The organism is Lunatimonas sp. (assembly GCF_020832325.1).
In the GTDB taxonomy this organism is placed as follows: domain Bacteria; phylum Bacteroidota; class Bacteroidia; order Cytophagales; family Cyclobacteriaceae; genus Lunatimonas.
Map to the genome: position 1 here is coordinate 104,581 of NZ_JAFIEU010000042.1, position 22,302 is coordinate 126,882.

Here is a 22,302-nt window from a genome sequence, read left to right on the forward strand (position 1 = left end):
GCATCATGCATGCGATGGAGGATTTGATCGTCCCTTCATCACTGCGCGGGTATCCTACAAAAATAACCATTTAAATTTCATTCTTCGCCCGTGTACCAACCTTTATTACTTGCGAAGTAAATACCAGTTTCTAGGATCGACTTCAATAGGCACCTCACTAAGAATATTCGTAGGTACCTTGTTCAGCTCAATCCGCTCGATGCCACGATGTGTTTTCACCTCCACCGGCAGCGAAAAATCAATGCCTGATATACTGACTTGGTAGTGCGTTTTCCTTTTTCGGCTCACTTTAACCGTCGGAAGGCTCGCTTCGTACAGATACCTACGTAAAAACGGCCCAAGCTCTACGCCTGACTCCCGCTCCAAAAAGTTGATCAGTTCCTCCGTTCCCACTTGATTTTCATAGGTAAAAGCCTCCTGATCAGCAATCCGTTTCAGAAGCGGAAAGAAACGCTCATCTCCCAGAAGAAACCTCAAACTATGTATAATATACGCACCTTTCGCATACACATCGGAGTGGTAAGCCTCGTCAGAGAAACTATTGGGCGGGCTCACCACAGGCTTCTTATTTTGGATTCGCTTGCGGGCGTCCGCCACTTTGGCGTGATAGGCTTCTTCCCCTTCGTGCTGGAGATAAAAAAGCCAATCTCCATACGAGGTTATGCCCTCATGGATCCAATAATCCGACCAATCTGCGATAGAAACCTTATTCCCAAACCATTCATGCCCCAACTCATGGTGCAACAGGTGGTCGTACCAAACTTCCCCCATACGCACAAACTGAAAATTATTGCCATAGGCATTGATGGTCTGATGCTCCATGCCTAAGTAGGGGGTTTCCACGACCGCTATTTTCTCCTTCGGAAATGGAAAAGGTCCGAAAAAGCGTTCGTGCGTACGGGTGCTTTGGTCAAGCACTTCCAACAGCAACGGGGCACGCTCCTTGTTTTCCTCCAGCACATACACCACCATAGGTATATCGTATCCGGAAAGTGACCGAAAGGTCTTGGCTTCCCGATGGAATTTACCCATAGTGAAATTAATATTGTAATTCATGATGGGGTAGGAAGACTCCCAAAGAAAGGTCGCTTTGCCATGCTCGACAAAACTATCTTTCAAAAGACCATTAGCCGCTACCGTATACACTTCGGGAACAGTAATACGCATCTGAACGCCGTTCTTCGGTTTACTCTTTGGGTGATCCAAGCAGGGCATGAAAAGCTTTCCTCCCTCATTTTGGGAAGAAAGTCCCATCCAATGATATCCAAGGTCATCCTTCTCCCAAGTGAAACCTCCCAGCCATGGGGGCCTGACCGCAATGGGAGTCTTTCCTCCGTAAAAAATGGTGACCGACCCGGGCCTGAGCTCACCCAAACGGACATCGATTAGGTCGCTTTGGTGCGAAAAAGGCAATAAAACACCTTCTGCCTCCACACGATCAACGGTGTAGGCATCGATCAACTGAAACCTCAACTGATCGGTATCGGAAACATATTCCAAGCTAAGGGTAGCACTTCCTGTAATTGCTTTTTCTTCAGGAAGAATTTCCAACTCCAAATAAACCATCGTGATGTCAAAAGTCGCCTGTACCGGATCCAAGGGTCCACCCCAATTCCAGCTTGGCTGTTGTCCGAAGGCACCGCCCAATGTAACCAAACTGCAAAGCCACAGCGCAGTCAAACCACGTAAAACCCGGTAAATCGCTCGTGTCATATTTCTAAATTGTCTTGAAGCATTCATAACTTAAGCTCGTACTTCTGCTCCACCATGGGCACTCCAAAGGAACTGGAACATTGTTCCTCCACCAACTCGAATCCTTCCTTTCGGTACATCGCCCCCGCCTGCACCAGCAAACTTGTCGTCCACAAGTAGACCGACTCGTACCCGTACTGCCGTGCACTATCCATACATGTACGGAACAGTAAACTCCCCAAACCAAGCCCACGGTATTTCGGAGCAATGATAAAATACCGCAATTGTGCTTGCTGCTCTGAGCGATGAACCAAAGAAATAAAACCAGCAGGATCTCCTTGGTGTTCTGCCATCCAAATCCGGTCCCTACCCGGCTTGAACTGTCCGACGAATGCAGCAAAGGTTTCGGCCACATAGTGTTCAAAACCAAGACCAAACCCAAACTGATCGTAATAGAGCCTTCCGTGTAGCGCTATCACTGTACCGATGTCGCCGGGTTGCAATTGATGCCGGATGGCTATATCAGAAAGGCTGATCAAAGATGACATAGGTACAGCGCTGCTTGACTTGGTTAGGGTTAAACATTCAAAGCTACATATTTCAAACCTTTCGGACAATACGCCTGCCCAGGTCTTGTCCGAAAGGGACAATTCCTCAAATGTATGGCCAATCAGTTGCTAGAGTCTGTGATAAGGCCTAAATTGAACGTTCGAATAGCCGGAGACCAGATTTTTGGGGCCGGTTCACAGATTTAACACCGTAATTAAACCTAAACCATACCATGCCATCTATCGATGAAATCATGGGCCATGCCCAGCAGTCCTTTTTGACGTATAAGCAGACATCAGCGGCCTCCAAGTCAGCCTTTCTTGAAGCAATAGCCACGCAAATCGAAGCTGTCAAGGAGCAACTGATCCCCTTAGCAGCATCTGAATCCAACCTACCCGAGGGGCGAATTACGGGAGAAACCGGCCGAACCTTGGGCCAAATCCGCCTCTTTGCAAAGCTGATCGCCGAAGGAAGCTGGGTGGAAGCCACGATTGACACCGCCGACCCGGACCGCGCACCCTTGCCCAAACCGGACATCCGCCGCATGTTAAGGCCACTTGGTCCCGTGGTAGTATTTGGTGCAAGTAATTTTCCGTTGGCCTTTTCCACGGCTGGAGGAGATACTGTTTCATCGTTGGCCGCAGGATGTCCTGTGGTATACAAAGCCCATCCTGCGCACCCTAAGACTTCCCGCTTGGTGGCAGAGGCGATCCAAAAGGCCGCTGCATCATCCGGCATGCCCGACGACGTCTTTCAACACGTAGAAGGTGGTATTGAAGAAGGTCAAGAACTAGCCGCACATCCTCTCACAAAAGCCATCGCCTTCACGGGATCCTTTGGAGGCGGAAAAGCCCTTTTCGATACTGCCAATGCCCGCAAGAACCCCATTCCGGTATTTGCGGAAATGGGCAGCGTAAACCCCATATTTGCGTTTGAAGGGAAGTTGGCTGCCAACTTGGACGCTTTAGCAGCTGCCTATGTAGGCTCGCTGACATTGGGAGTAGGGCAGTTTTGTACCAACCCCGGCTTGATCTTCGTACCTGAGACCTTGGCCGATGGCTTTGCCGCTTCGGTGGGTGAAAAAATGCAGGCGGTGGCTCAGGCGCCTATGCTACACGAAGGCATAGCCAAAAGCTACTACTCCGCCCTGCGCCGCCTGAGTGACAACGGCAACTTGACCTGGGTAACGGTCTCCAATACGGAAGATATCATCCTCGGATCTCCGGCCTTTGCCCGGGTAGCTGCTTCCGACTGGATTAAAAATGGAGACTTCCAAGAAGAAGTGTTTGGTCCCTTTGGCATCATGGTAACCTATCGCGATGTATCTGAACTGCATGAGGCGGTAGCGGCACTTCATGGTCAATTGACCTGCACCGTTTGGGCAGACGAAGCCGAGATCGCCTCTGAACAAGCGCTTCTCAGCCTGATCGAGGAGAAATGCGGAAGAATGCTCTTTAAAGGAGCCCCTACCGGCGTGGAAGTAGGATATGCCATGCAACACGGAGGCCCTTACCCCTCTACCACCGACAGCCGTTCTACCTCGGTGGGGGTTTATGCCATCAAACGTTTTGCCAGACCGGTGGCATTTCAGGACATGCCATCGAGCTTATTGCCCGAAGAGCTACAGGATAGCAATCCCATGCAAATCTGGCGCACGGTCAATGGAAACTGGCAAAAATAACGCTCCGAACCACATGCGATTCAACCTTTGTATCCTTCTTCTTTGTATCCTGGGCCCTGCACTAAAGGCCCAGGATTCGCTTTATTTGCGGGTCAACCAATTGGGGTACCTTCCGCAAGACAGTAAGGTGGCGTTGGCTTTTTCGAAAAAACGCTCTCAAGAGCGGATCCTACTCGTGGAAAAGGAGAGTGGCAACACGGTTATTGAAATCAGGCCAGAACAGGTGAAAACCCGGGACTGGGGCGTATTCCCCTATTATTACACCATCGATTTCAGTGACGTTCACACACCCGGCACCTATTATTTAAAAACCAAAAAATCCGGCACTACCTCCAGCGCTTTTCGGATTGGAGAAGATGCCTATGGACACCACCAGGAAACGTTATTGGAATTCATGCGTCAGCAGCGCTGTGGCTACAACCCCACCCTGGATATGGTATGCCACGCCAAAGACGGCAGAAACTTTTACGGCCCTGTCGCCGATAGCACCTATTTTGACCTAAGCGGTGGCTGGCACGATGCCGGAGACCAGCTTAAATACCTGATTACCGGAAGCTATGCCACTGCACACATGCTGATGGCCTATGAACTTTATCCAAACCGGTTTGAGGACAACTTCAATGCCCTCGGACAACCCGGCAGCAACGGCATTCCCGATGTCCTGGACGAAGCTAAATGGGGATTGGATTGGATCCATAAACTCCACCCGCAAGAGGATATCCTTTTTCACCAAATTGCCGACGACCGGGACCACCGGGGCTTCAAGATACCCAACAAAGATAATTCAGATTACGGGTGGGGTGAAAACAACTACCGGGCTGCCTATATCGCCACGGGCGAACCGCAAGGTCTCGGTAAATACCAAAGCGAAGCCACCGGTTTAGCCAACCTCGCAGGACGCAGTGCTGCTGCCATGGCTATTGCTGCACGGATCTGGAAAGAACGATTGAATGACCCAGTTTTTTCCGAAAAATGCCGAAGAGCTGCCATCTCGCTATATGCTTTGGGAAGGGAAAAGGAAGGCTATCAACAGGGTAACAGCTACGGGGCACCCTATCGATACAATGAGGAAACTTGGGCCGATGACATGGAGTGGGGTGCTGCCGAACTCTATCGACTCACCGGAGAGCAAGCGTACTTGGAGCAAGCCACAGCCTACGCCCTGCAAAGCGCTAACACAGACACGTGGACCGTACGGGACACAGCAGCACACTACCAACTGTATCCCTTTATCAATATGGGGCACTACGCACTTCATACCGTCGCCGATGAAGAACTGCAAAAAACACTCGCCAATTATTACCGAGAAGGCATCGAATACACCCTTCAAAGAGCCAAATCCAACCCCTACCATATAGGAATCCCTTTTATCTGGTGCAGCAATAACCTGCTCACCAGCCTGATCGCACAGATCATCCTCTACGAAAAAATGACCGGCGATAAGCAGTACGAACCCTTTTTGGCGGCACAGCGAGATTGGCTATTTGGGCGAAACCCCTGGGGAACTTCCATGTTTACAGGGTTACCGGCAGAGGGGGAATTCCCCAAGGATGTGCACACAAGCGTCTACGTGATGCTGGGACTAGATGTACCGGGAGGCTTAGTAGATGGCCCTATATATCGTAGCATCCACGACCAACTGCTAGGACTCACCCTCAACGACCCAGATGAATTTGCCCACCTACAAAACCACCATGTGGTGTACCACGACGACGTAGGAGATTACAGCACCAATGAACCCACCATGGATGGAACTGCCGGTGCCATCCTTATGATGGCCCATTTCGGAATGTCTGCACATACCCTAACTGCCAAATGAGCTAAAAAATAAATCCCTGAACATCAATAGCTAAAATGGGTTTATATTCCTAACTTAACTGGATAAAACACCGCCTCACATCACATGGTCTGCTTTCGCTTCTTCCTCCCCATCCTTCTTCTATTCCTTGCTGCTTGTGCGAGAGAACAAGAAGAACCAAATACCCGGATGGAAGAAGAGGTATTTTTTCAGTTGAATGTGGGTGAAGAGCGGTTTGAATACCGCTACCGACTAGCCGAAAACTATCTGAATGTGGACGGAGGACTGGGGTTTGTAGAACAAAAGCCCGACGCCCAGCCTCAAAACTACTTGGTGTTTGTAAATCAATTGGACATACTGCTCATCGATGTGGATGGACACTGCACTGTCAGCCCGGGAGCCAATGCCTGCTTTTTTGCCAACTTTAGTTTTTCCCCACAATCAGGCACTAGACAAAACACAGGAATTATCAGCTTTTTGGTCGGAAACTATACCCTCAATAAGCAACGTACCAACGATCCAACGATGGATGTTTTTTTTGAGGTAGAGGTAACCCGTACCAGCCAAGAACAGCGCCTGATGGAGGGTACCTTTCGTGGGAAACTCTTTACCCGAATACCTAGCGGACGAGTACCGGAAACCACGCCCAGAATCGATGTTCACGGCAGCTTTCGGGTTGGTATGATCGGCGAAATGGCAGCGCTTTCTCTGCCAACCCCCAATCGCCTACTTGAAGGAAAGTGACGGAAAGTCCGTATCCAACACCTGAAAAATAAACGCTGTCAAATCCGGTATTTCTTCCCATTCAAAAGGCAGCACATCCTGCGAATGTGCGAGGGCATCCCGCAATTTGCCCACATCCCGGATACGGTCATCAAATGCCTTCCTACTAAGTTGACTCCCAAAAAGCTTGTACCGCTTATCCTTTGAAAAAATAGACCCCAGGTCTGCCAAATGCAGGCATTGGGCGAGGTCAATCTCCTCTGACCGGGACCGCTTCAACCGATACAGCTTGCGGGCCGCCGCCAACCGTTCGGTGGACAAACTCCGCTCCCACTCCGGCACAAGTGTACGCACCATCTCCTTTAACACGGTTTCCAACACACTCACAAATCCAAACAAGGCTAAGCGAACGGGGATCTTATCCAAGTCGCTGCGGGTGGCAATGTGGCTGACCCTTCCCCCGCTGCGCAAAAACACCCTTCTTTTCTCAGCAATATGCGGAAATACCGCTAGCAATGGGGCTTGCAGAGGAAACACCTCATCTGCGGGGATTTCCATCAGGCGATCATCTCCCACATCAAATTTCATCAGGCCTGCAGGAGTAGTCACTACGGCAGTCTGGAAATTTCGGTTTCCCATCTCAGACAGGTAGGCATCAGGCTGAAAAACCACCAACTCCTCCGCAATCGCACGTACGGGCAGGTGATTTTTGAAAAAATCAAACAACTCATGGACTTCATTCATCGGCTAAAAATAGCCATTTTGATCCTAGGAGAGAAGATGTAGGTGCTAAATTTCCGAGTGTCTGACCCACAACTCCACACCAGCAGAAGTAGTGATCAGGTCATACCCCCCAAAACTGCCCCACCACTCGGCCAGACCTGCAAAATCCGGATGCTGAAAATCCTGCGAATGCCAGCCGGCTCTTAAGCTTGCGTTTTCATCAATCTCCTTTTTGCCCAATGGATCATCCGCCACTTCTACCAGGCTTTCTGAAATATAGCCTTGCGTCTGATCTGGCAAACGTATGCGAAGCCAATCCCTGGTTTTGCCTTCCACCCAGAAAACCTCTCCTCGATTGAGCCGCAAAACCACTGCGCTTTGTGTCGTTGGTCCATGTCGCAGGTTGACTACCGCTCCTCGTACCCTAGCCCATCTCGCCAACCGAAGAGAATCCGAAACAGCCAAAGGTGCTTGTTTGGGTGCATCCCGAAAAAAATAGATCGGATCGACACTCTGCCGTCCAGGGGCGTAAATACCAAAATGCAAATGTGGCGCGGTGGTGATGGCATTGCCGGAGTTTCCCACCGTCCCTAGCGTATCCCCTACCTTCACACTTCGCCCCATTCCAACCAACTGACTGTCCAAGTGCGCGTAATAAAACGAATACCTCCCAGAAGAAACACTCACCGTATTACCCCCGAGGCGGTTGGTACCCACCCGGGTAACCCGCCCGTTAGTCACAGCTACCACGGGCGTACCTCGTGAAGCAAACACGTCCACCCCCTCATGCGTCCTCCTCCCTCCGTCCCTTGGCGCACCAAAAAAACTCGCAATATCCAGGTAGCTCTTGCCTGGAACGGGAAACGCTAACGTCCCGTTGTAGGTAATCGACAGGTCAATAACTCCTCCTGTGAGTAATTCCGGCTGCACCCGAAGAAGGTATTCGTAGGACGCACCCACCGCATAGCTAAGCTGTTCATTAGCTACCTCCGGCTTTACACTCCTAAGTTCCCCATTAGTTTGAATTTCAAATAGATCTAAAAAATAGGTAGCGCTCGTATCGGAGAGCGCAGTAAGCGAAACGGAAATCCGCTGACCCTCTCGGGCTGAAAAGCGAAAAGAGACCGCTTGGGGAACAGCCTTATCAAAACTACTGAGCTCCCTGTAGGGTAATGTTACCCCATTAGGGTTACTCAAAACCTCCTCACCAGCTTCAATCCAAGCCCTAACCATGGAGCTGTTCTTTAGTGTAGAGGAGGTGAGATCCTGTACATATCGCTCATAGGGGCTAGCCGGTCGTAGGATGCGATCGATTTTTGTACCCTGGCAGGATAGGGCCAGAACGAGCGCAAAAAGAATAACGTATCGGTTCATACCCCAAAAAAAGCAAAGAGCCTGCCGCTTTCTCCGACAGGCTCTTTTACCTCTGCTTGTACCCGGTTGGGTTAGACGGTCTTTTGCGCTTCATGCACACCCTCTCGGATCTCCTCTATTATCTTTTTGTTGAAGGCAGGAAGATCGTCTGGCTTTCGGGAGGTGACTAACCCGGAGTCGCAAACGCATTCGCTATCGGTCCAGTTCACACCCGCATTCAACAGGTCAGTTTTTATAGATGGCCAGGATGTCATTTCCCTTCCTTCCAATGCACCCGTTTCTATGAGCACCTGCGGTCCGTGGCATATCGCGGCCACCGGCTTTCCCTCTTCAAAGAACGATTTGATAAAAGCTACTGCGTCCTTATTGGTGCGCAACTTGTCCGGGTTGATTACCCCGCCAGGGATGATCAGCGCATGATAATCAGCAGGGTCCGCATCGCCTAGTGACTTATCGATAGCTACCTCTGCGGTCCAATCTCCGTCTTTCCACCCCTTGATGGACTTAGCGGGTGAAATTACATGCACGGTGGCTCCAACTTCCTCAAGCGCCTTTTTAGGACTTTTCAGCTCACTCTCCTCAAATCCAGTTTCGGTCAGGATTGCTACGGTCTTATTTTCTAATCTAGACATGGTATTCGTTGGTTAAGTTAAACAATTGGTTTCCTCCGACGATGGCTACACCAGCGACGGCAGTAGGACAATGTCCAACAACCATACCACCGAAAAGGCGTACCACTTATCCACTAGATAGCCTATAACTGGCATCTTTAACAAAGAAAACAGGCAGACGGAAAGGGAATTATTGGACGGTATGGGCAAAATTCTCCCATGTAATACCCCAAACGAACAAGTCTGGTATACTACAAAACCTGGGGATCGGCCTTATTCTTTCGGCGCAAGTGCACCATCCCCGATCCTCCAAACTCCCGGTATACCACGACAATCAACGCTACTTCAAAAAGTGTAAGAAATAGCAATCCAGGCAGAGCAAAGACCACCGTCAAAAACGATATCCCTGTCAACACCCCCAACGCCCCTGATATCATACAAAGGACATCGTCTAGGCGGGCACGTTTGATAAAGCTAGTAGCAAACAAAAGATAAAGTAAGCCGGTCACCAACGACCTGAAAATAAGCCCGGATACCAACTCTGTCTCCAACCAATAAGTCAATGCATCCTCTAAAATAAAAACACCTGTGCTACAAACCAGAAGGACTATTGTCACCCTCATCAGCGGATCATTCCATCTCCCCGCCAATTTGAAAAAGGCTGCCATAAAAAATGCGAAAAATATCAGGACACCCAATTTTAACAGCACGTACCACAGTGCAAACCCCTCCCAAAATCCACTCTCTCCCATGAAGAGGCGTACATCAACCCCAGACTCTAAAATGGCAAGTATGAGGTAACCAACACCCACTGCATAGGCATACCGAAGCCAGGTAGTTTCGATTGGCAATTCACTCTCCGTATCTTCAGAATGGAGGTTGCCAACTTCAGAGGGATCCACCTCCAAAGCCTCTAAAATGGCCTTTACGGTATACGGACGTGGTGTCACCTCCCCCGCTTCTATTCGCTGGATTGTGCGGACGTTGATATTACACCGCTCCACCAACTCTTCCTGAGTCATTCCTTTGCCCTTTCTCCACACCTGGATCATATGGCCCAATTGGGGTTGCTTCATCTGCGTAAAATTTTGTTTGACCATGGCAAATTGGAACGATTTACCTAAATATAGCCCGAAAAAGGAGAGTATTTCACCCGACATTTACCCGACATGGTAGGAAAACGCCAAATAGTACGCAAATACACCAACCAAACCCTCCCATTTCCACAAAATCCATTAACTTGGATACCCAAAGCCACCACCCCATGAACCATCACGCCCATACGAACCGCACAAGAAAACCGCTACTTTATCTCTTCCTTCTAGGGATGCTCGTAAGTGAAGCGTGTACCCCTCCCATCCAATCCGAAGCAACCACAAACGACGAAATGAGCTCAAAGACAGCACGTAGAACCAAACTCTATGAATTATTGGGAAGAATGCCTGATCGTGAAAGGCCCATTTCGGTAGAAGTGGTTTCGGTCACCGAATCCGACGGCATGGTTACTGAAAAATGGCTGCTGGACTTGAACGGAATAGAGAAAGTACCTGCCTACTATACCAAACCGTCCAATGCAGAAGGCCCCCTCCCATTGGTGTTGTTTAATCACTCCCATTTTGGCCAGTATGCAGTCGGAAAAAATGAATTGGTGATGGGAAGAAAGGAAATGCAGTCTCCTCCCTATGCGAAAGCGTTGGCAGATGAAGGCTATGCCGCCTTTTGTCTGGATTCGTGGGGTTTTGGCGAGCGCTCCGGGAGGCCGGAACTGGATATTTTTAAGGAAATGCTGTGGAGGGGACAGGTCATGTTTGGCATGATGGTATACGATAATCTAAGGGCTTTGGACTACCTACAGACACGGGAAGACTTGGACGGAGAGCGAATTGCCACCATGGGCATGTCCATGGGCAGTACCATGGCTTGGTGGTTAGGAGCTTTAGATGAGCGAATTAAGGTAGTGGTAGACATCAATTGTCTGACGGACTTCCATACGTTGATGGATAAGGGAGAACTTCGCCTTCACGGCATCTATTATTATGTCCCCGATCTGCTCAGCCATTTTTCCACATCCTCCATCAACGCCTTGATAGCTCCCCGGCCCCATTTTGGACTTGCAGGAAAATTTGATCCCCTAACCCCGCTAGAGGGATTGGAAATCATCGATACCGAGCTAAGAGAGGCCTATGCGAAAGAAGGAGCTCCCGAAGCTTGGAAACTCAAAATCTACGATGTGGGCCACGAGGAAAACCCGGAAATGAGAGCCGATATCCTGGAGTTTTTGCGGGAATGGCTGTAGCCTTTAACCAGCCACCTGCTATAGTTCTCAGAAACAAAAACCCCTACACCCTATCAAACCATGGCGATGTCCTTGCTATTTTCCTTTGCGTTCATCCGAGACCTGCTTTTCATAACGCTTAAGAAACTCCTCCTTTTCAACTTGCAGGATCCGTTCATGCTCTTGGTTCAACCCCTTGTATAACGAATAGCACATAACCAGTAAAATCACCAAAAAGGGCAGACCTGTGGTTATCGTTGCGGTCTGCAGGGCTGTCAACCCTCCACCTACCAGCAAAATCGCCGCAACAGCACCCTCCGTAACTGCCCAGAATACCCGCTGTCCTACAGGTGCGTCCAGTTTGCCACCGGCTGTGATGCTATCAATAACCAAAGAACCTGAATCCGAGGAGGTAACAAAAAAACTGATAGCCAGCAATATCCCAATAGAGGACCCAAAGCCACTGAAAGGGTAGTTCTCCAGAAAAACAAATAATGCCACAGACACATCTTTGGTAATCGATTCCGCCATGTGATGGCTACCACTCAGAGCACCTTCCTGTAGGTCCATAAATACAGCCGTTCCTCCCATTGCGGTAAGCCAGAAAAAAGTCAGTAGACTAGGTACCAGGATTACACCAAGCACGAATTCCCGGATAGTACGGCCCCGTGAAATGCGGGCGATAAACATACCTACAAAGGGGGACCAAGAAATCCACCAAGCCCAGTAAAATACGGTCCAATCACCCTGCCAGCCATTGTTTCTATAGGCGCCCGTCCACATAGACACCTCTAAGATACTACTCAAATAATTCCCCATGTTCTGAACAAAGGAACGAAAGACAAAAAGCGAAGGACCTAAAAATACGACAAACAACAGCAATACCGCCGCAATCCTCACATTCCATTGACTCAAAAATTTTACACCCTTGTCGATCCCTGAAACCACCGAAATTGTCGCCACCAAGGTAATCCCTGCAATTAGCAACACCTGAATCAAGAGGGTGTTGGGAATACCAAACAAGTGCATTAGCCCCCCGCTAACCTGCTTTACCCCCAGACCCAACGAAGTTGCCAAGCCAAAAAGTGTCGCCAATACCGCAAATACATCGATGACATGTCCCACCCATCCGTTAACCCGATCTCCGATCAACGGAAAAAAAGCGGAGCGAATGGTAAGCGGTAACTTTCGATTAAAAGAAAAAAAGGCAAGCGCCAAAGCCACTACCGCATAAATGGCCCAAGCATGGATTCCCCAATGTAGAAACGAAAGATTCATGCCTCTTCTAGCAGATTCAATGGAGTAGGTTTCACCATAGGGAGGGCTCGCATAATGGAAGACCGGTTCAGCAACGCCCCAGAACAAAAGCCCAATCCCCATTCCCGCACTAAAAAGCATGGCAAACCAAGCCCCAGTTGAAAACTCCGGCTTGGCATCGTGCCCTCCTAAGCGGATCCTTCCAAGTCTACTGAAACCGAGGTAAAAAGAGAAGGCAATAAAGGAATTGACCGCTACTATAAATAACCACCCGGTTTTTTCGGTGATATACACTTTGCTAGAAGCAAACACCAAAGCCATGGGTTCTCCTACCCAAAGTGTCACAGCCATAAATAACAGGATAAGGGCAACCGAAGGCCAAAAAACCGGAGGGTGAATATCGAAGTACTTGTTCTTCATCTGTTTCCTTTTTGATTTTCAACAGTCATCAGTCCGTATGACAACTCCGCCCAAAGAAAAACAAGTGATCTAACCCTTGGCAAATCCCTCGCACACTTCCTTGATTTGGAAAATCCTCAAAAACTAAGAACTAATCAACCTTTTCAAAAATAATTTCTTCGTTTCGTCTAATAAAAACAAAAATAGGAAAATACTCCCAGTAGCAAAATAAAACAAAATTTAGTAGGTGTATAATCATTCAATCCTCTTTGAAATGAAAATACACCGGATACCCAAAATTTAATTTTTTTCTCACAACCAACATGATATTAACTAGTCTCTAATCGCCAAACACCCAACGAAAAAACCTTCCTAGATTTTGAAAAAATGACAAAATACACCGTAAAATATCGAAAAAGGTAGCATTTGAAAACTTGGATCAAATAAATTTTCCCATTAGATTAGCGGACTATATCATTCATCACTCCGTAATTTCTTACATAATCCTATCTAAGAAAAGTTACAAAACGAACTTTATCCGTACCAACGGCCAGCGATTAAGGATACCAAAAAATGTGGTGAAACGCATTAAACAGGAACCAAACACTGGGCGAATACATCCTTTATAATGCCAAAAGAAACTTACGATTTCATCATTATTGGTGGCGGGTCAGCCGGAAGTGTGTTGGCCAACAGGCTAAGCGCAGATAAACATTGTAACGTATTGGTCATCGAAGCCGGACGACTGGACCACGGCTGGGATTTCAGGATACATATGCCTGCGGCCCTGACGTATCCACTGGGAAACAACTATTACAACTGGGGCTACGAATCCGATCCCGAGCCTTATATGGGTGGCAGGAGAATTTATCAGCCTCGGGGAAAGGTATTGGGAGGATCCAGTTGCATAAACGGTATGATCTACATCCGCGGCAATCCGTTAGACTATGAAAAATGGGCCGGTGAAAAAGGATTGGATAATTGGGGATTTAGCCATTGCCTACCTTATTTCAAACGGCTGGAAAACCGCCTGAACGGTGGGGACCAATACCGGGGGGAGGGTGGCCCACTACACCTAACGACACCGGCCTGTGACAATCCCTTGTTTGACGCTTTCTTTGCATCCGTGCAAGAGGCGGGGTATCCCCTGACAGACGATGTAAACGGCTACCAACAGGAGGGCTTTGGGAAATTTGATGCCACCATCTACCAAGGTAAGCGGTGGAATGCCGCTAGGGCATACATTCACCCGGTAAAACAGCGAAAAAACCTAACTATCAGTTTAAAATCTAGCGTTACTAGGATTCTCTTTGAAGGAAAAAAAGCCATCGGAGTGGAATTCCAGAAGGGCAAAACCCTACACACAGTCTATGGTGGAGAGATTATTTGCTGTGGAGGGGCCATCAATTCCCCTCAGGTTTTGCAGCTATCAGGCATAGGCAACGGCGCAGAAATCAGTCAACATGGGATAAAAGTGGTGGCGGACCTTCCGGGGGTGGGGGAAAACCTCCAAGACCACCTGGAAGTTTACGTGCAATGGACTGCAAAAAAACCGGTAAGCCTCTACCCCTCCCTGAAATTTTACAACCAACCAAAAATCGGGCTGGAATGGCTCTTTCGCAAAACAGGTATTGGAGCCAGCAACCATTTTGAGGCAGGTGGATTTATCAGAGGCAACGAAGAAGTCGACTACCCAAACCTCCAATACCACTTTTTACCCATTGCTATCCGCTACGACGGGTCGGCACCCAATGAGGGACACGGGTTTCAATTGCATGTGGGCCCCATGAACACGGATGTAAGGGGACATGTGAAAATCAAATCAGCCGACCCCACCCAATACCCCAGTATCCTCTTCAACTACCTTTCTACGCCGCAGGAACGAAAGGAGTGGGTGGAAGCCATCCGATGCACCAGAAACCTGATCAATCAGCCGGCTTTCGACGCACTCCGGGGCAAGGAACTCTCACCAGGAGCCCAAGTATCTACCGACGAGGAGATTTTAGCGTTTGTGGCCAAAGAAGGAGAAAGCGCATACCATCCAAGTTGTACCTGCAAGATGGGATACGACGACATGGCGGTGGTGGATAAGAACCTCAAAGTGCACGGAGTGTCCAACCTGAGCGTGGTGGATGCCTCTGTAATGCCGTATATCACCAACGGTAACATCTACGCACCGGTGATCATGATTGCCGAAAAAGCCGCAGATATCCTACTGGGAAAAACACCCGCTACTCCCGAAGAGGTACCCTACTACCAACACCAGAAAAAAAACCAACCCACCCACTAAATGGAGGTTCAGAGATTATACCTAGATGGCCACTGGATCAGGCCCCTAAAGGGTGAAAGCCGAAGCATCATCAACCCCTGCAATCAGGAAAAAATCGGCGAGGTCGCGGAAGCAGATCGGGAGGATGCCAAAAAAGCAATAGCAGCCGCCAAAAGGGCCTTTCAGGAAGGTACGTGGCCCGAAACGCCTGCCAGCCAACGTGGCAAAATGATCTACGAACTCGGCGAGCTCATCGAAAAAAACAAAGCCCGACTGGCGGAAATAGAAACGTTAAATACTGGTAAAACCTACTCCGAAAGTCTCTGGGACATGGACGATATCGCGGGAATATTCCGATATTACGGCGGACTAACAGACAAGACTGCGGGCGAGCTGCTGCACAGTCCAAACCCACATAGCCAAAGCCGTCTGGAACGAGAACCGGTTGGCGTAGTCGGACTGATTTGCCCGTGGAACTACCCCCTGCTACAGGCCGCCTGGAAAATTGCCCCGGCACTGGCCGCAGGATGTACGATGGTGATCAAGCCCAGTGAACTGACCCCCCTGTCCACCCTACTATTTACCGAATTAGCCGAACAAATCGGGTTTCCCCCCGGCGTAATCAATACGGTAACCGGACCAGGCTCAACAGTGGGTGCTGAACTGGCCGAAAGCTGGGAAGTAGACATGGTCTCCTTTACCGGAGGCGTGGTAACCGGGAAAAAAATCATGCAAGCCGCTGCCGGAAACGTCAAAAAGATCGCTTTAGAGCTGGGTGGAAAAAACCCCCACATCCTCTTTGCCGATTCGGATTGGGAAACTGCCGTGGATTTCATTCTAAACGGTGTGTTCTTCCACGCAGGACAAATCTGCTCCGCGGGAACACGGCTTATGCTGGAAGAACCCATCCACGATCAGGTAGTCGAAAGATTGACCGACCGGATCGAAAAAATCAAACTCGGAAACGGAATGGACGAAGGTACCCAAATGGGGCCACTCATTTCCGAAGCCCAACGCCAAAAAGTAGCACAGCATGTAAACCAGGCTGTGAAAGAAGGTGCCAAATTGGTCTGCGGCGGTAAAGTACCCTCGGAAAAACACCTAGAGAACGGATTTTTCTACGAGCCTACCCTGCTCACCAGATGCCATCCCGGAATGACTATTGTCCAAGAAGAGGTTTTTGGGCCGGTGCTCCACATCGAACGCTTTGCCACCGAAACAGAGGCAATTCGCAAAGCCAATGATACCATTTACGGCCTTTCGGCGGGATTCTGGAGCAAAGACCCCGCCCGAATCCAACGGGTATCCAAAGCCCTGCGCTTTGGCACCGTGTGGGTAAATGATTTTAACACGTATTTTACCCAGGCACCGTGGGGAGGTTATAAACAGTCTGGATTAGGTAGAGAACTTGGCCCCACGGGACTCGAAGAATTTACGGAAATCAAACACGTGTATCAAAATTTCAATCCGCAACCCACCCATTGGTTTGGGAGCAAAGCATAAATCCAAACGGCTATCGACACCAAGACGCTCGGAATACTCGTCACCATCTTTTTTTACCTGCTGATTCTGCTGACCGGAATCTACGCCAGCCAAAAAGAATCAGGAGATAAAAGTGCACAGGGACTGCTATTGGCAGGAAGGAGAATGCCCACGTGGATTGGGATTTTCACCATGACCGCCACGTGGGTAGGCGGAGGATACCTCATTGGAACAAGCGAAGCAGTCTATGACAGCGCCCGCGGGCTGGTATGGGCCCAAGCCCCTTGGGGATATGCACTTAGTCTGATATTGGGAGGACTGTTTTTTGCCAAAAAAATCCGGAGTCAAGGTTTTACCACCTTCATCGATGTCTTCGAACAGAAATACGGAAAAAAAACCGCAGCCGTGCTTTTCGTCCCCGCTTTGGTGGGCGAGATATGCTGGAGTGCTGCCATCTTGGCGGCATTGGGCATCACGTTTTCCACCATTTTCGAACTAGATCTGGAAACCTCTATTCTGGCATCTGCGGGCATTGCAATAGTATACACCATGCTAGGCGGCTTGTGGTCGGTAGCCTATACCGATGTGGTCCAATTGATCTTTATCCTAATAGGTCTCGGGATCAGTATCCCCTTTGCTATTCAAAAAATTGGCGGTTTCGAAACCGCACTAGATCTGTATGGTCTGCGCATGGAAAATGGCCTGAATCTGTTTCCCCCCATACAGGCATTTTTGGGAAATGACCCCAATTGGGGCAACCAAATATGGGTTTGGATGGACTTTGCGCTTTTGCTGATTATGGGCGGAATCCCATGGCAGGTGTATTTCCAACGGGTGCTGTCCTCAAAATCCGACCGATCTGCCGTAAGACTTTCCATCTACGGAGGGCTATGCTGTGCCCTAATGGCTGTTCCTGCCGTGTGGATCGGCATCGCAGGCGCAGGATTTGACTGGAGCGGTTCCACACTGGGAGAGGCCCCAGAAGCCACGATGATCTTGCCCTATGTACTACTGGAAATGACCCCACCCTTAGTAGGTGCATTGGGCTTGGGTGCCGTCGCCGCCGCAGTGATGTCTTCCGTGGATTCATCTGTGCTCTCCGCTTCTTCCATGTTTACCTGGAACATCTACCGTCCGCTGATCAATCCGGGATGTACGGACAAACAAATCAACCTGATCATCCGGCTATCCATCTTGTGTACCGGAGGGATCGCTACTTGGCTGGCTCTCACGCTACAGAGTGTTTATGACCTTTGGTACCTGTGTGCTGACTTGGTATACGTAATCTTATTCCCGCAATTATTGCTGGCTCTATACTACCAAAAAAGCAACCGATACGGAGCCGTTGCCGGTGTCGTGGTGGCATTGGTGTTGCGCCTTGGAGGAGGAGAACCCCTATTTGATATCCCTCCGTTTATTCCCTACCCCATGAACGATCCCTTAGAGGGTGTGCTGTTTCCGTTCAGGACTTTTGCCATGCTGGCTGGGCTGATTACCATCGCGTCGGTATCGCAACTTACCCATAAAAGAGACCCACTTCATCGAAATAAGAAAGGGCTGGCCCAACGGCCCCAATAGATTTCAGACTTGTCCCCTCCGAAATTAGAACGGATAAAAACAGCGTAGAGCTACCTAGCCTGTAGTTATTCTGCTATGCAATACCGCAAGGATCTCTATGAAATAAACAAACAGGTCGGGATGTTTGTGGGATTGATTGTCGCACCCTTGGTGCTTACGCTGATTGGGATGACACGTTTGCATAGCCCTGGTAGGGCATGTTGATTACCGCATCGTTGGTGCTTTAATGGAGGTGGCCGCACGATTCCATGGCCCTTTAGGCCATACCAGTGCCCGTGGCACCGTTGGTGTTTCGTTAATTATCAGCACCAAAGGTGCAAAATCACTAGCCTTGGGCAACGCCCAAAAAATAACGCGAATACGTCACCCAAGCGCCAAAGGCGCGGAATCAATAGCCTAAACATCACCCGAATACACTTTTATCTGATAAGGACAAATGCCACCCATCCACAGAAGTGGGATCATCCCCCAAGCTTGTACGCAAACTTGCGGGTATCCACCACACGCAACAGCTCCTGCATACCAGGAAAGGAGGGGTTGATCAATAAATTATGCTCTTCCGGATAAAAGGACTCGTGCAACCGCGCAGAAGGAACTTGGAGAAAGGGAAAGGCATTTTGCATCAGCCACTGCCTGCCAAAATCCTGAGTCGCTTTGCCATGGGGCAATACATCCCAATTTTCGGGAAGACTGCTTCTTTCCAGCGTACCGATCAGGCGATCAGACGGGATCTCATATACGATCACAAACCACGGATCGGCACCAACGGAAGTCCCCTTGATACACAGGTACTCCAACGCCGCCAAAGCTGCCGAGCTTGCCGCGTAGATCATGGGCAACCCTTTGGGATTCCACCTTCCGCCAGACAGGGAACTGCTGTACGGCGCTTGGTGGTACCTCTCCGACATCATGCGGTAATACCTCAACATAGACTAGAGGAAATTGCCATAGTGGAGGGCATCCACCGCCTCGTGCACCAGCTCTATGCCTGCCATGGAAAGCATCAGATCCACCGGCTTAGATTGACCTAGGGATAAATTGGGTGTGTGCAGCCAGGATTTGAAGTGGGATTGCTGACCAAAAACCTCCATACCCTTCCTGATAGCCTCATCGATCTTAAAGAACTGATAAGAACCCGGCGTACCTATCAGGCTCGCAGCAGACCACCTGGATACCGTGCTCGGCGAAACGGCCGCCGCTTTGGCCACATCCACCATCTTCAGCTCCAAAAAATCAACGATGGGAGAAATCTCGGCAAACGTAAGATTCTTTTCTAGGTGTGCCGCTACATCAAACATGCTGTGGACATCTCTGAGGGAGACCAAAAAATACCCATACCCTCTCTTTACCTCATAGCTGACCCGATCTTCTCCCCTCCGAACGACAAATGTATCGGCATATCCATACTCCCCTTGGAAATCATGAAGGGCGGCAACATCCTCTTGGGCTGGGGACATGTATTTCTTAACCTTTGCCATAATAAATTTCATTTGACAAACAAATATACATCATTTGAAATAAATTTACAAGTTATTCCCCCATTTTCTACCCACTTTGCCGAGATCATATCTCACAAAAAAGAGCATCGGACGGGCAGCCCAACGCTCTTTTTAGAGATCAACCTACTAGTAGGGCCTCCATGTATTAGGCACCAGTCGCCAATCGTCTGCCCACAATCACTGCTGAGAGGATCATGGATGTAAGCAATAGCGCAAACAGCCTAAGGGAGATCTCATCCACGACGTAAGCGTAAATTGTGGTGAGGATGAGCAGCACAAGGATTATCAGTAGAATCAAGTCAAATTTTCCCATGGCAAACAAACGTTCGTAACAAACCATCAAAATCTCGCTCCAAAATACGGCCCATCGGGTGAAAAAAAATTTCAGTGGGCCATTTCTTTTAAATGAAAAATCGGGTTAAATTTATTTGAAACTATGATTCAAACAGTTCAACAAGCCTTTTAATCACTTTTACCGGTAACATATCAACCCAAAAAAGAAAAAGAAGCTGCTCATGAAAACGAACAGCTTCTCTTCTAACTCAAAAACAAAACCCGAAAAGACTAAACCTCAACACTAGTCTCCTGCGCCACTCTACCATCAATACTCGTACCAGGGGCAATCTCTGCATTTTTCCCCTTCTTGGTAAGGAAGAGAATACAAACCAACACACCTAGCAAAATGGCTGCGGTTTGTCTGTCTTCTCCCTCTTCAAAAATCCTAGTGCTTGTAAGCCTAACTTCAGAACCATCAACCGCCTGAACGGATTTCACTTCTACTTCCACAGATCCCTCTTTCCCGAGTCCCTTAGCTTTCTGTACCCGGACTACTTGCCCTCTGGCAGGTGCACCACGTCTAATCACCGTTTGCCCACCAACCTTCACATCATCTCTGACGAAAAAATCGATCGTTTGACCTACTGTCAGGTTTGCTGAAGATATCCCGCTAGAATTTTCAAGGGTAACAACTGTTCCTGCCGGAATTTTGACAGTTTCATAACTTCTGGGGATAAATGACATATTCAGAATTGAAAATGCCAAGAAGAAGCAAACAACTTTAATTCCCTGATTTTTTTTTAGATTTTTAATCATTTTGTTTTAAAATTTAGATAGTAACTAATTAAAAGAATATTTCATTTTTGATTTTAAATTATTTTTCTTGAATTCATTTTTTCTTTTGGCTGCTTTAACACCACCTGAAATGGAGCCACTGTAAAAAGTGAGAGCGAATATACCTGACAGGACTCCAACCCCCTTATTGCCAACATCAAAACTTGTATAGGCTGCGTAGCCGAGCAAACCAGTAAGAATAGCCGCAGAAAAACCTGTCACTGTATGTCCCGAATACAAATAGCCTCCCCCTGGGAAAATACCTAATAACCCGGCAACTGCTGGACTTAAAAAGCTCAAATCAGTCAATTCATTGATTATTTGAGTATTATAATGCACATAATCAACATAGGCGTAATCAGCAGTGATATTGCCATACGATCTCAAAGCCGCTTTATAATCATCGGCATATGCATGAGCAAGCCCGCTAAACTCATCTGCCTTTTGAAATTCACCATCTGACCATGTTGAAATGACATCAACAGCCTTTTCAAACTGGCCTAGCTTAAACCAAGCCTCTGCCACCTTAATATTCAAAAACGGATCTACCTTCAGCTCCTCGGGAAGATAATTGGCATGATGAAAAATAACCTTCTCATATTCAGCCAAACCGAACAATGCTCTGTAATGGTTAATCTCCAGAAGCCTCCTACTATTGAAATCCCCACTTATAAGAATCCGATGGTATTCGTAAATGGCTTCCTGAAAATATCCCTCATCAATCAATTGCCCCAAAAGTATCAACGAAACATCGGGTACAGTGTCCTTAACAGAAAAAAGCCTCTCAGGCTTAACCAAAAGCTCCTCCATTTCATATCCTGAGACTACGGAATCAAGCAATTTAAACTCCCCATTCATCATCACACCAGGGTAGTAAGAATGCTCATGCCCACACCTTAAAAGCCTATCTGAGGTCAAAGCCAAAGCCTTAAAAACTCCATGGCTCTTAAAAGCAGACATAGCATAATTAGAACAACTTGGATGCATTGGGCACTTTGTGGGCCGAATATCGCTGATATAATTTTGGTAAATAGCATAAACATTGCCCACACTTTCTGTCTGCGCGAAAGCATCAACAAAAAAAACTCTACTCATAGAGAAAAGGAAAAAAACTAATGCCCCTCTCATTTTTTTGATAAATTAAACCTAAAACAATTTTTTTATAAAGTCTGAAAAACAACACTTGGACACAAATGTATGAAGTATTCCTACTTAATCAAGCAACCTATTTTTATTTAATTCACATTTTTCAAAAAACAAATATCTCTAACGCTATTAGCCC

Annotated in this window: 19 protein-coding genes; 7 read left to right on the top strand and 12 right to left on the bottom strand. The window is 48.3% G+C overall.

Translation table 11 applies throughout. From position 1 onward, the window contains the following. Nucleotides 1-105: 105 nt before the first annotated feature. Together JJU34_RS15160 and JJU34_RS15165 are read right to left on the bottom strand one after the other, a co-directional pair. A complete protein-coding gene (locus JJU34_RS15160) occupies nt 106-1,713 on the bottom strand; it encodes a M1 family metallopeptidase (protein WP_228693244.1) in 1,608 nt (535 codons plus the stop codon). Between the two features lie 23 nt (nt 1,714-1,736). Continuing rightward, nucleotides 1,737-2,240, bottom strand: a complete 504-nt coding sequence (locus tag JJU34_RS15165) for a GNAT family N-acetyltransferase (RefSeq protein WP_228693245.1) — start codon at nt 2,238-2,240, stop codon at nt 1,737-1,739. A 233-nt stretch (nt 2,241-2,473) separates the two neighbouring features. On the opposite strand from JJU34_RS15165, the gene JJU34_RS15170 reads away from it, so the two are divergent. From JJU34_RS15170 to JJU34_RS15180, 3 genes are all read left to right on the top strand, one after another. Next, nucleotides 2,474-3,922 carry an aldehyde dehydrogenase (NADP(+)) gene (locus JJU34_RS15170; protein WP_228693246.1) on the top strand — a complete coding sequence of 483 codons (1,449 nt, stop codon included), beginning with the start codon at nt 2,474-2,476 and terminating at the stop codon, nt 3,920-3,922. 13 nt (nt 3,923-3,935) lie between these two features. Beyond that, nucleotides 3,936-5,741, top strand: a complete 1,806-nt coding sequence (locus JJU34_RS15175; protein ID WP_228693247.1) for a glycoside hydrolase family 9 protein — start codon at nt 3,936-3,938, stop codon at nt 5,739-5,741. Between the two features lie 84 nt (nt 5,742-5,825). Continuing rightward, on the top strand, nt 5,826-6,464 hold the full coding sequence (locus JJU34_RS15180; RefSeq protein ID WP_228693248.1) for a hypothetical protein: 639 nt from the start codon (nt 5,826-5,828) through the stop codon (nt 6,462-6,464). On the opposite strand, the gene JJU34_RS15185 is transcribed toward JJU34_RS15180, so the two are convergent. The 4 genes from JJU34_RS15185 to JJU34_RS15200 all read right to left on the bottom strand — a co-directional run bounded on the left by JJU34_RS15185 (nt 6,447) and on the right by JJU34_RS15200 (nt 10,227). Further along, complete coding sequence (locus JJU34_RS15185) at nt 6,447-7,187, bottom strand: hypothetical protein (RefSeq protein ID WP_228693249.1); 741 nt, start codon at nt 7,185-7,187, stop codon at nt 6,447-6,449. The genes JJU34_RS15180 and JJU34_RS15185 overlap by 18 nt on opposite strands. 45 nt (nt 7,188-7,232) lie before the next feature. After that, entirely contained in the window at nt 7,233-8,540 is a 1,308-nt protein-coding gene (locus JJU34_RS15190) for a peptidoglycan DD-metalloendopeptidase family protein (RefSeq protein WP_228693250.1), read from the bottom strand. A 71-nt stretch (nt 8,541-8,611) separates the two neighbouring features. Beyond that, nucleotides 8,612-9,172 carry a type 1 glutamine amidotransferase domain-containing protein gene (locus tag JJU34_RS15195; RefSeq protein WP_228693251.1) on the bottom strand — a complete coding sequence of 187 codons (561 nt, stop codon included), beginning with the start codon at nt 9,170-9,172 and terminating at the stop codon, nt 8,612-8,614. 230 nt (nt 9,173-9,402) lie between these two features. After that, nucleotides 9,403-10,227, bottom strand: coding sequence for a helix-turn-helix transcriptional regulator (locus JJU34_RS15200; protein ID WP_228693252.1), 825 nt, complete (start codon nt 10,225-10,227; stop codon nt 9,403-9,405). Between the two features lie 188 nt (nt 10,228-10,415). Here JJU34_RS15200 and JJU34_RS15205 point away from each other — a divergent pair, with 188 nt between their 5' ends. Further along, nucleotides 10,416-11,447 carry an alpha/beta fold hydrolase gene (locus JJU34_RS15205; protein ID WP_228693253.1) on the top strand — a complete coding sequence of 344 codons (1,032 nt, stop codon included), beginning with the start codon at nt 10,416-10,418 and terminating at the stop codon, nt 11,445-11,447. Between the two features lie 75 nt (nt 11,448-11,522). Here JJU34_RS15205 and JJU34_RS15210 read toward each other — a convergent pair whose 3' ends face one another. Beyond that, on the bottom strand, nt 11,523-13,103 hold the full coding sequence (locus JJU34_RS15210) for a BCCT family transporter (RefSeq protein ID WP_228693254.1): 1,581 nt from the start codon (nt 13,101-13,103) through the stop codon (nt 11,523-11,525). Between the two features lie 607 nt (nt 13,104-13,710). On the opposite strand from JJU34_RS15210, the gene betA reads away from it, so the two are divergent. The 3 genes from betA (at nt 13,711) to JJU34_RS15225 (ending at nt 18,411) form a co-directional block, all read left to right on the top strand. Next, nucleotides 13,711-15,372 (top strand): choline dehydrogenase, encoded by a 1,662-nt coding sequence (gene betA / locus JJU34_RS15215; RefSeq protein ID WP_228693255.1) that lies wholly within the window; start codon nt 13,711-13,713, stop codon nt 15,370-15,372. Further along, a complete protein-coding gene (locus tag JJU34_RS15220) occupies nt 15,373-16,854 on the top strand; it encodes an aldehyde dehydrogenase family protein (protein WP_228693256.1) in 1,482 nt (493 codons plus the stop codon). 78 nt (nt 16,855-16,932) lie between these two features. Then, nucleotides 16,933-18,411, top strand: coding sequence for a sodium:solute symporter family protein (locus JJU34_RS15225; RefSeq protein WP_366512717.1), 1,479 nt, complete (start codon nt 16,933-16,935; stop codon nt 18,409-18,411). A 461-nt stretch (nt 18,412-18,872) separates the two neighbouring features. Here the strand turns inward: JJU34_RS15225 and JJU34_RS15230 are convergent, their stop codons facing one another. The 5 genes from JJU34_RS15230 to yidD all read right to left on the bottom strand — a co-directional run bounded on the left by JJU34_RS15230 (nt 18,873) and on the right by yidD (nt 22,148). After that, a complete protein-coding gene (locus JJU34_RS15230) occupies nt 18,873-19,340 on the bottom strand; it encodes an RES family NAD+ phosphorylase (protein WP_228693258.1) in 468 nt (155 codons plus the stop codon). Nucleotides 19,341-19,343: 3 nt separating this feature from the next. Further along, nucleotides 19,344-19,889 carry an antitoxin Xre/MbcA/ParS toxin-binding domain-containing protein gene (locus tag JJU34_RS15235; protein ID WP_228693259.1) on the bottom strand — a complete coding sequence of 182 codons (546 nt, stop codon included), beginning with the start codon at nt 19,887-19,889 and terminating at the stop codon, nt 19,344-19,346. A 166-nt stretch (nt 19,890-20,055) separates the two neighbouring features. Then, nucleotides 20,056-20,223, bottom strand: coding sequence for a hypothetical protein (locus JJU34_RS15240; RefSeq protein ID WP_228693260.1), 168 nt, complete (start codon nt 20,221-20,223; stop codon nt 20,056-20,058). A gap of 251 nt (nt 20,224-20,474) precedes the next feature. Continuing rightward, the gene (locus tag JJU34_RS15245; protein ID WP_228693261.1) at nt 20,475-21,002 is read right to left on the bottom strand and encodes a hypothetical protein; all 528 of its coding nucleotides are present in this window, start codon (nt 21,000-21,002) and stop codon (nt 20,475-20,477) included. A 24-nt stretch (nt 21,003-21,026) separates the two neighbouring features. Further along, nucleotides 21,027-22,148, bottom strand: a complete 1,122-nt coding sequence (gene yidD, locus JJU34_RS15250) for a membrane protein insertion efficiency factor YidD (protein ID WP_228693262.1) — start codon at nt 22,146-22,148, stop codon at nt 21,027-21,029. Between the last annotated feature and the right edge of the window lie 154 nt (nt 22,149-22,302).

What these genes read in the sequence shown, in the direction of transcription:
- JJU34_RS15160 (WP_228693244.1), bottom strand. Translation starts at nt 1,713, where the DNA reads ATGACACGAGCGATTTACCGGGTTTTACGTGGTTTGACTGCGCTGTGG.
- JJU34_RS15165 (WP_228693245.1), bottom strand. Translation starts at nt 2,240, where the DNA reads ATGTCATCTTTGATCAGCCTTTCTGATATAGCCATCCGGCATCAATTG.
- JJU34_RS15170 (WP_228693246.1), top strand. Translation starts at nt 2,474, where the DNA reads ATGCCATCTATCGATGAAATCATGGGCCATGCCCAGCAGTCCTTTTTG.
- JJU34_RS15175 (WP_228693247.1), top strand. Translation starts at nt 3,936, where the DNA reads ATGCGATTCAACCTTTGTATCCTTCTTCTTTGTATCCTGGGCCCTGCA.
- JJU34_RS15180 (WP_228693248.1), top strand. Translation starts at nt 5,826, where the DNA reads ATGGTCTGCTTTCGCTTCTTCCTCCCCATCCTTCTTCTATTCCTTGCT.
- JJU34_RS15185 (WP_228693249.1), bottom strand. Translation starts at nt 7,187, where the DNA reads ATGAATGAAGTCCATGAGTTGTTTGATTTTTTCAAAAATCACCTGCCC.
- JJU34_RS15190 (WP_228693250.1), bottom strand. Translation starts at nt 8,540, where the DNA reads ATGAACCGATACGTTATTCTTTTTGCGCTCGTTCTGGCCCTATCCTGC.
- JJU34_RS15195 (WP_228693251.1), bottom strand. Translation starts at nt 9,172, where the DNA reads ATGTCTAGATTAGAAAATAAGACCGTAGCAATCCTGACCGAAACTGGA.
- JJU34_RS15200 (WP_228693252.1), bottom strand. Translation starts at nt 10,227, where the DNA reads ATGAAGCAACCCCAATTGGGCCATATGATCCAGGTGTGGAGAAAGGGC.
- JJU34_RS15205 (WP_228693253.1), top strand. Translation starts at nt 10,416, where the DNA reads ATGAACCATCACGCCCATACGAACCGCACAAGAAAACCGCTACTTTAT.
- JJU34_RS15210 (WP_228693254.1), bottom strand. Translation starts at nt 13,103, where the DNA reads ATGAAGAACAAGTACTTCGATATTCACCCTCCGGTTTTTTGGCCTTCG.
- betA (WP_228693255.1), top strand. Translation starts at nt 13,711, where the DNA reads ATGCCAAAAGAAACTTACGATTTCATCATTATTGGTGGCGGGTCAGCC.
- JJU34_RS15220 (WP_228693256.1), top strand. Translation starts at nt 15,373, where the DNA reads ATGGAGGTTCAGAGATTATACCTAGATGGCCACTGGATCAGGCCCCTA.
- JJU34_RS15230 (WP_228693258.1), bottom strand. Translation starts at nt 19,340, where the DNA reads ATGTTGAGGTATTACCGCATGATGTCGGAGAGGTACCACCAAGCGCCG.
- JJU34_RS15235 (WP_228693259.1), bottom strand. Translation starts at nt 19,889, where the DNA reads ATGGCAAAGGTTAAGAAATACATGTCCCCAGCCCAAGAGGATGTTGCC.
- JJU34_RS15240 (WP_228693260.1), bottom strand. Translation starts at nt 20,223, where the DNA reads ATGGGAAAATTTGACTTGATTCTACTGATAATCCTTGTGCTGCTCATC.
- JJU34_RS15245 (WP_228693261.1), bottom strand. Translation starts at nt 21,002, where the DNA reads ATGATTAAAAATCTAAAAAAAAATCAGGGAATTAAAGTTGTTTGCTTC.
- yidD (WP_228693262.1), bottom strand. Translation starts at nt 22,148, where the DNA reads ATGAGAGGGGCATTAGTTTTTTTCCTTTTCTCTATGAGTAGAGTTTTT.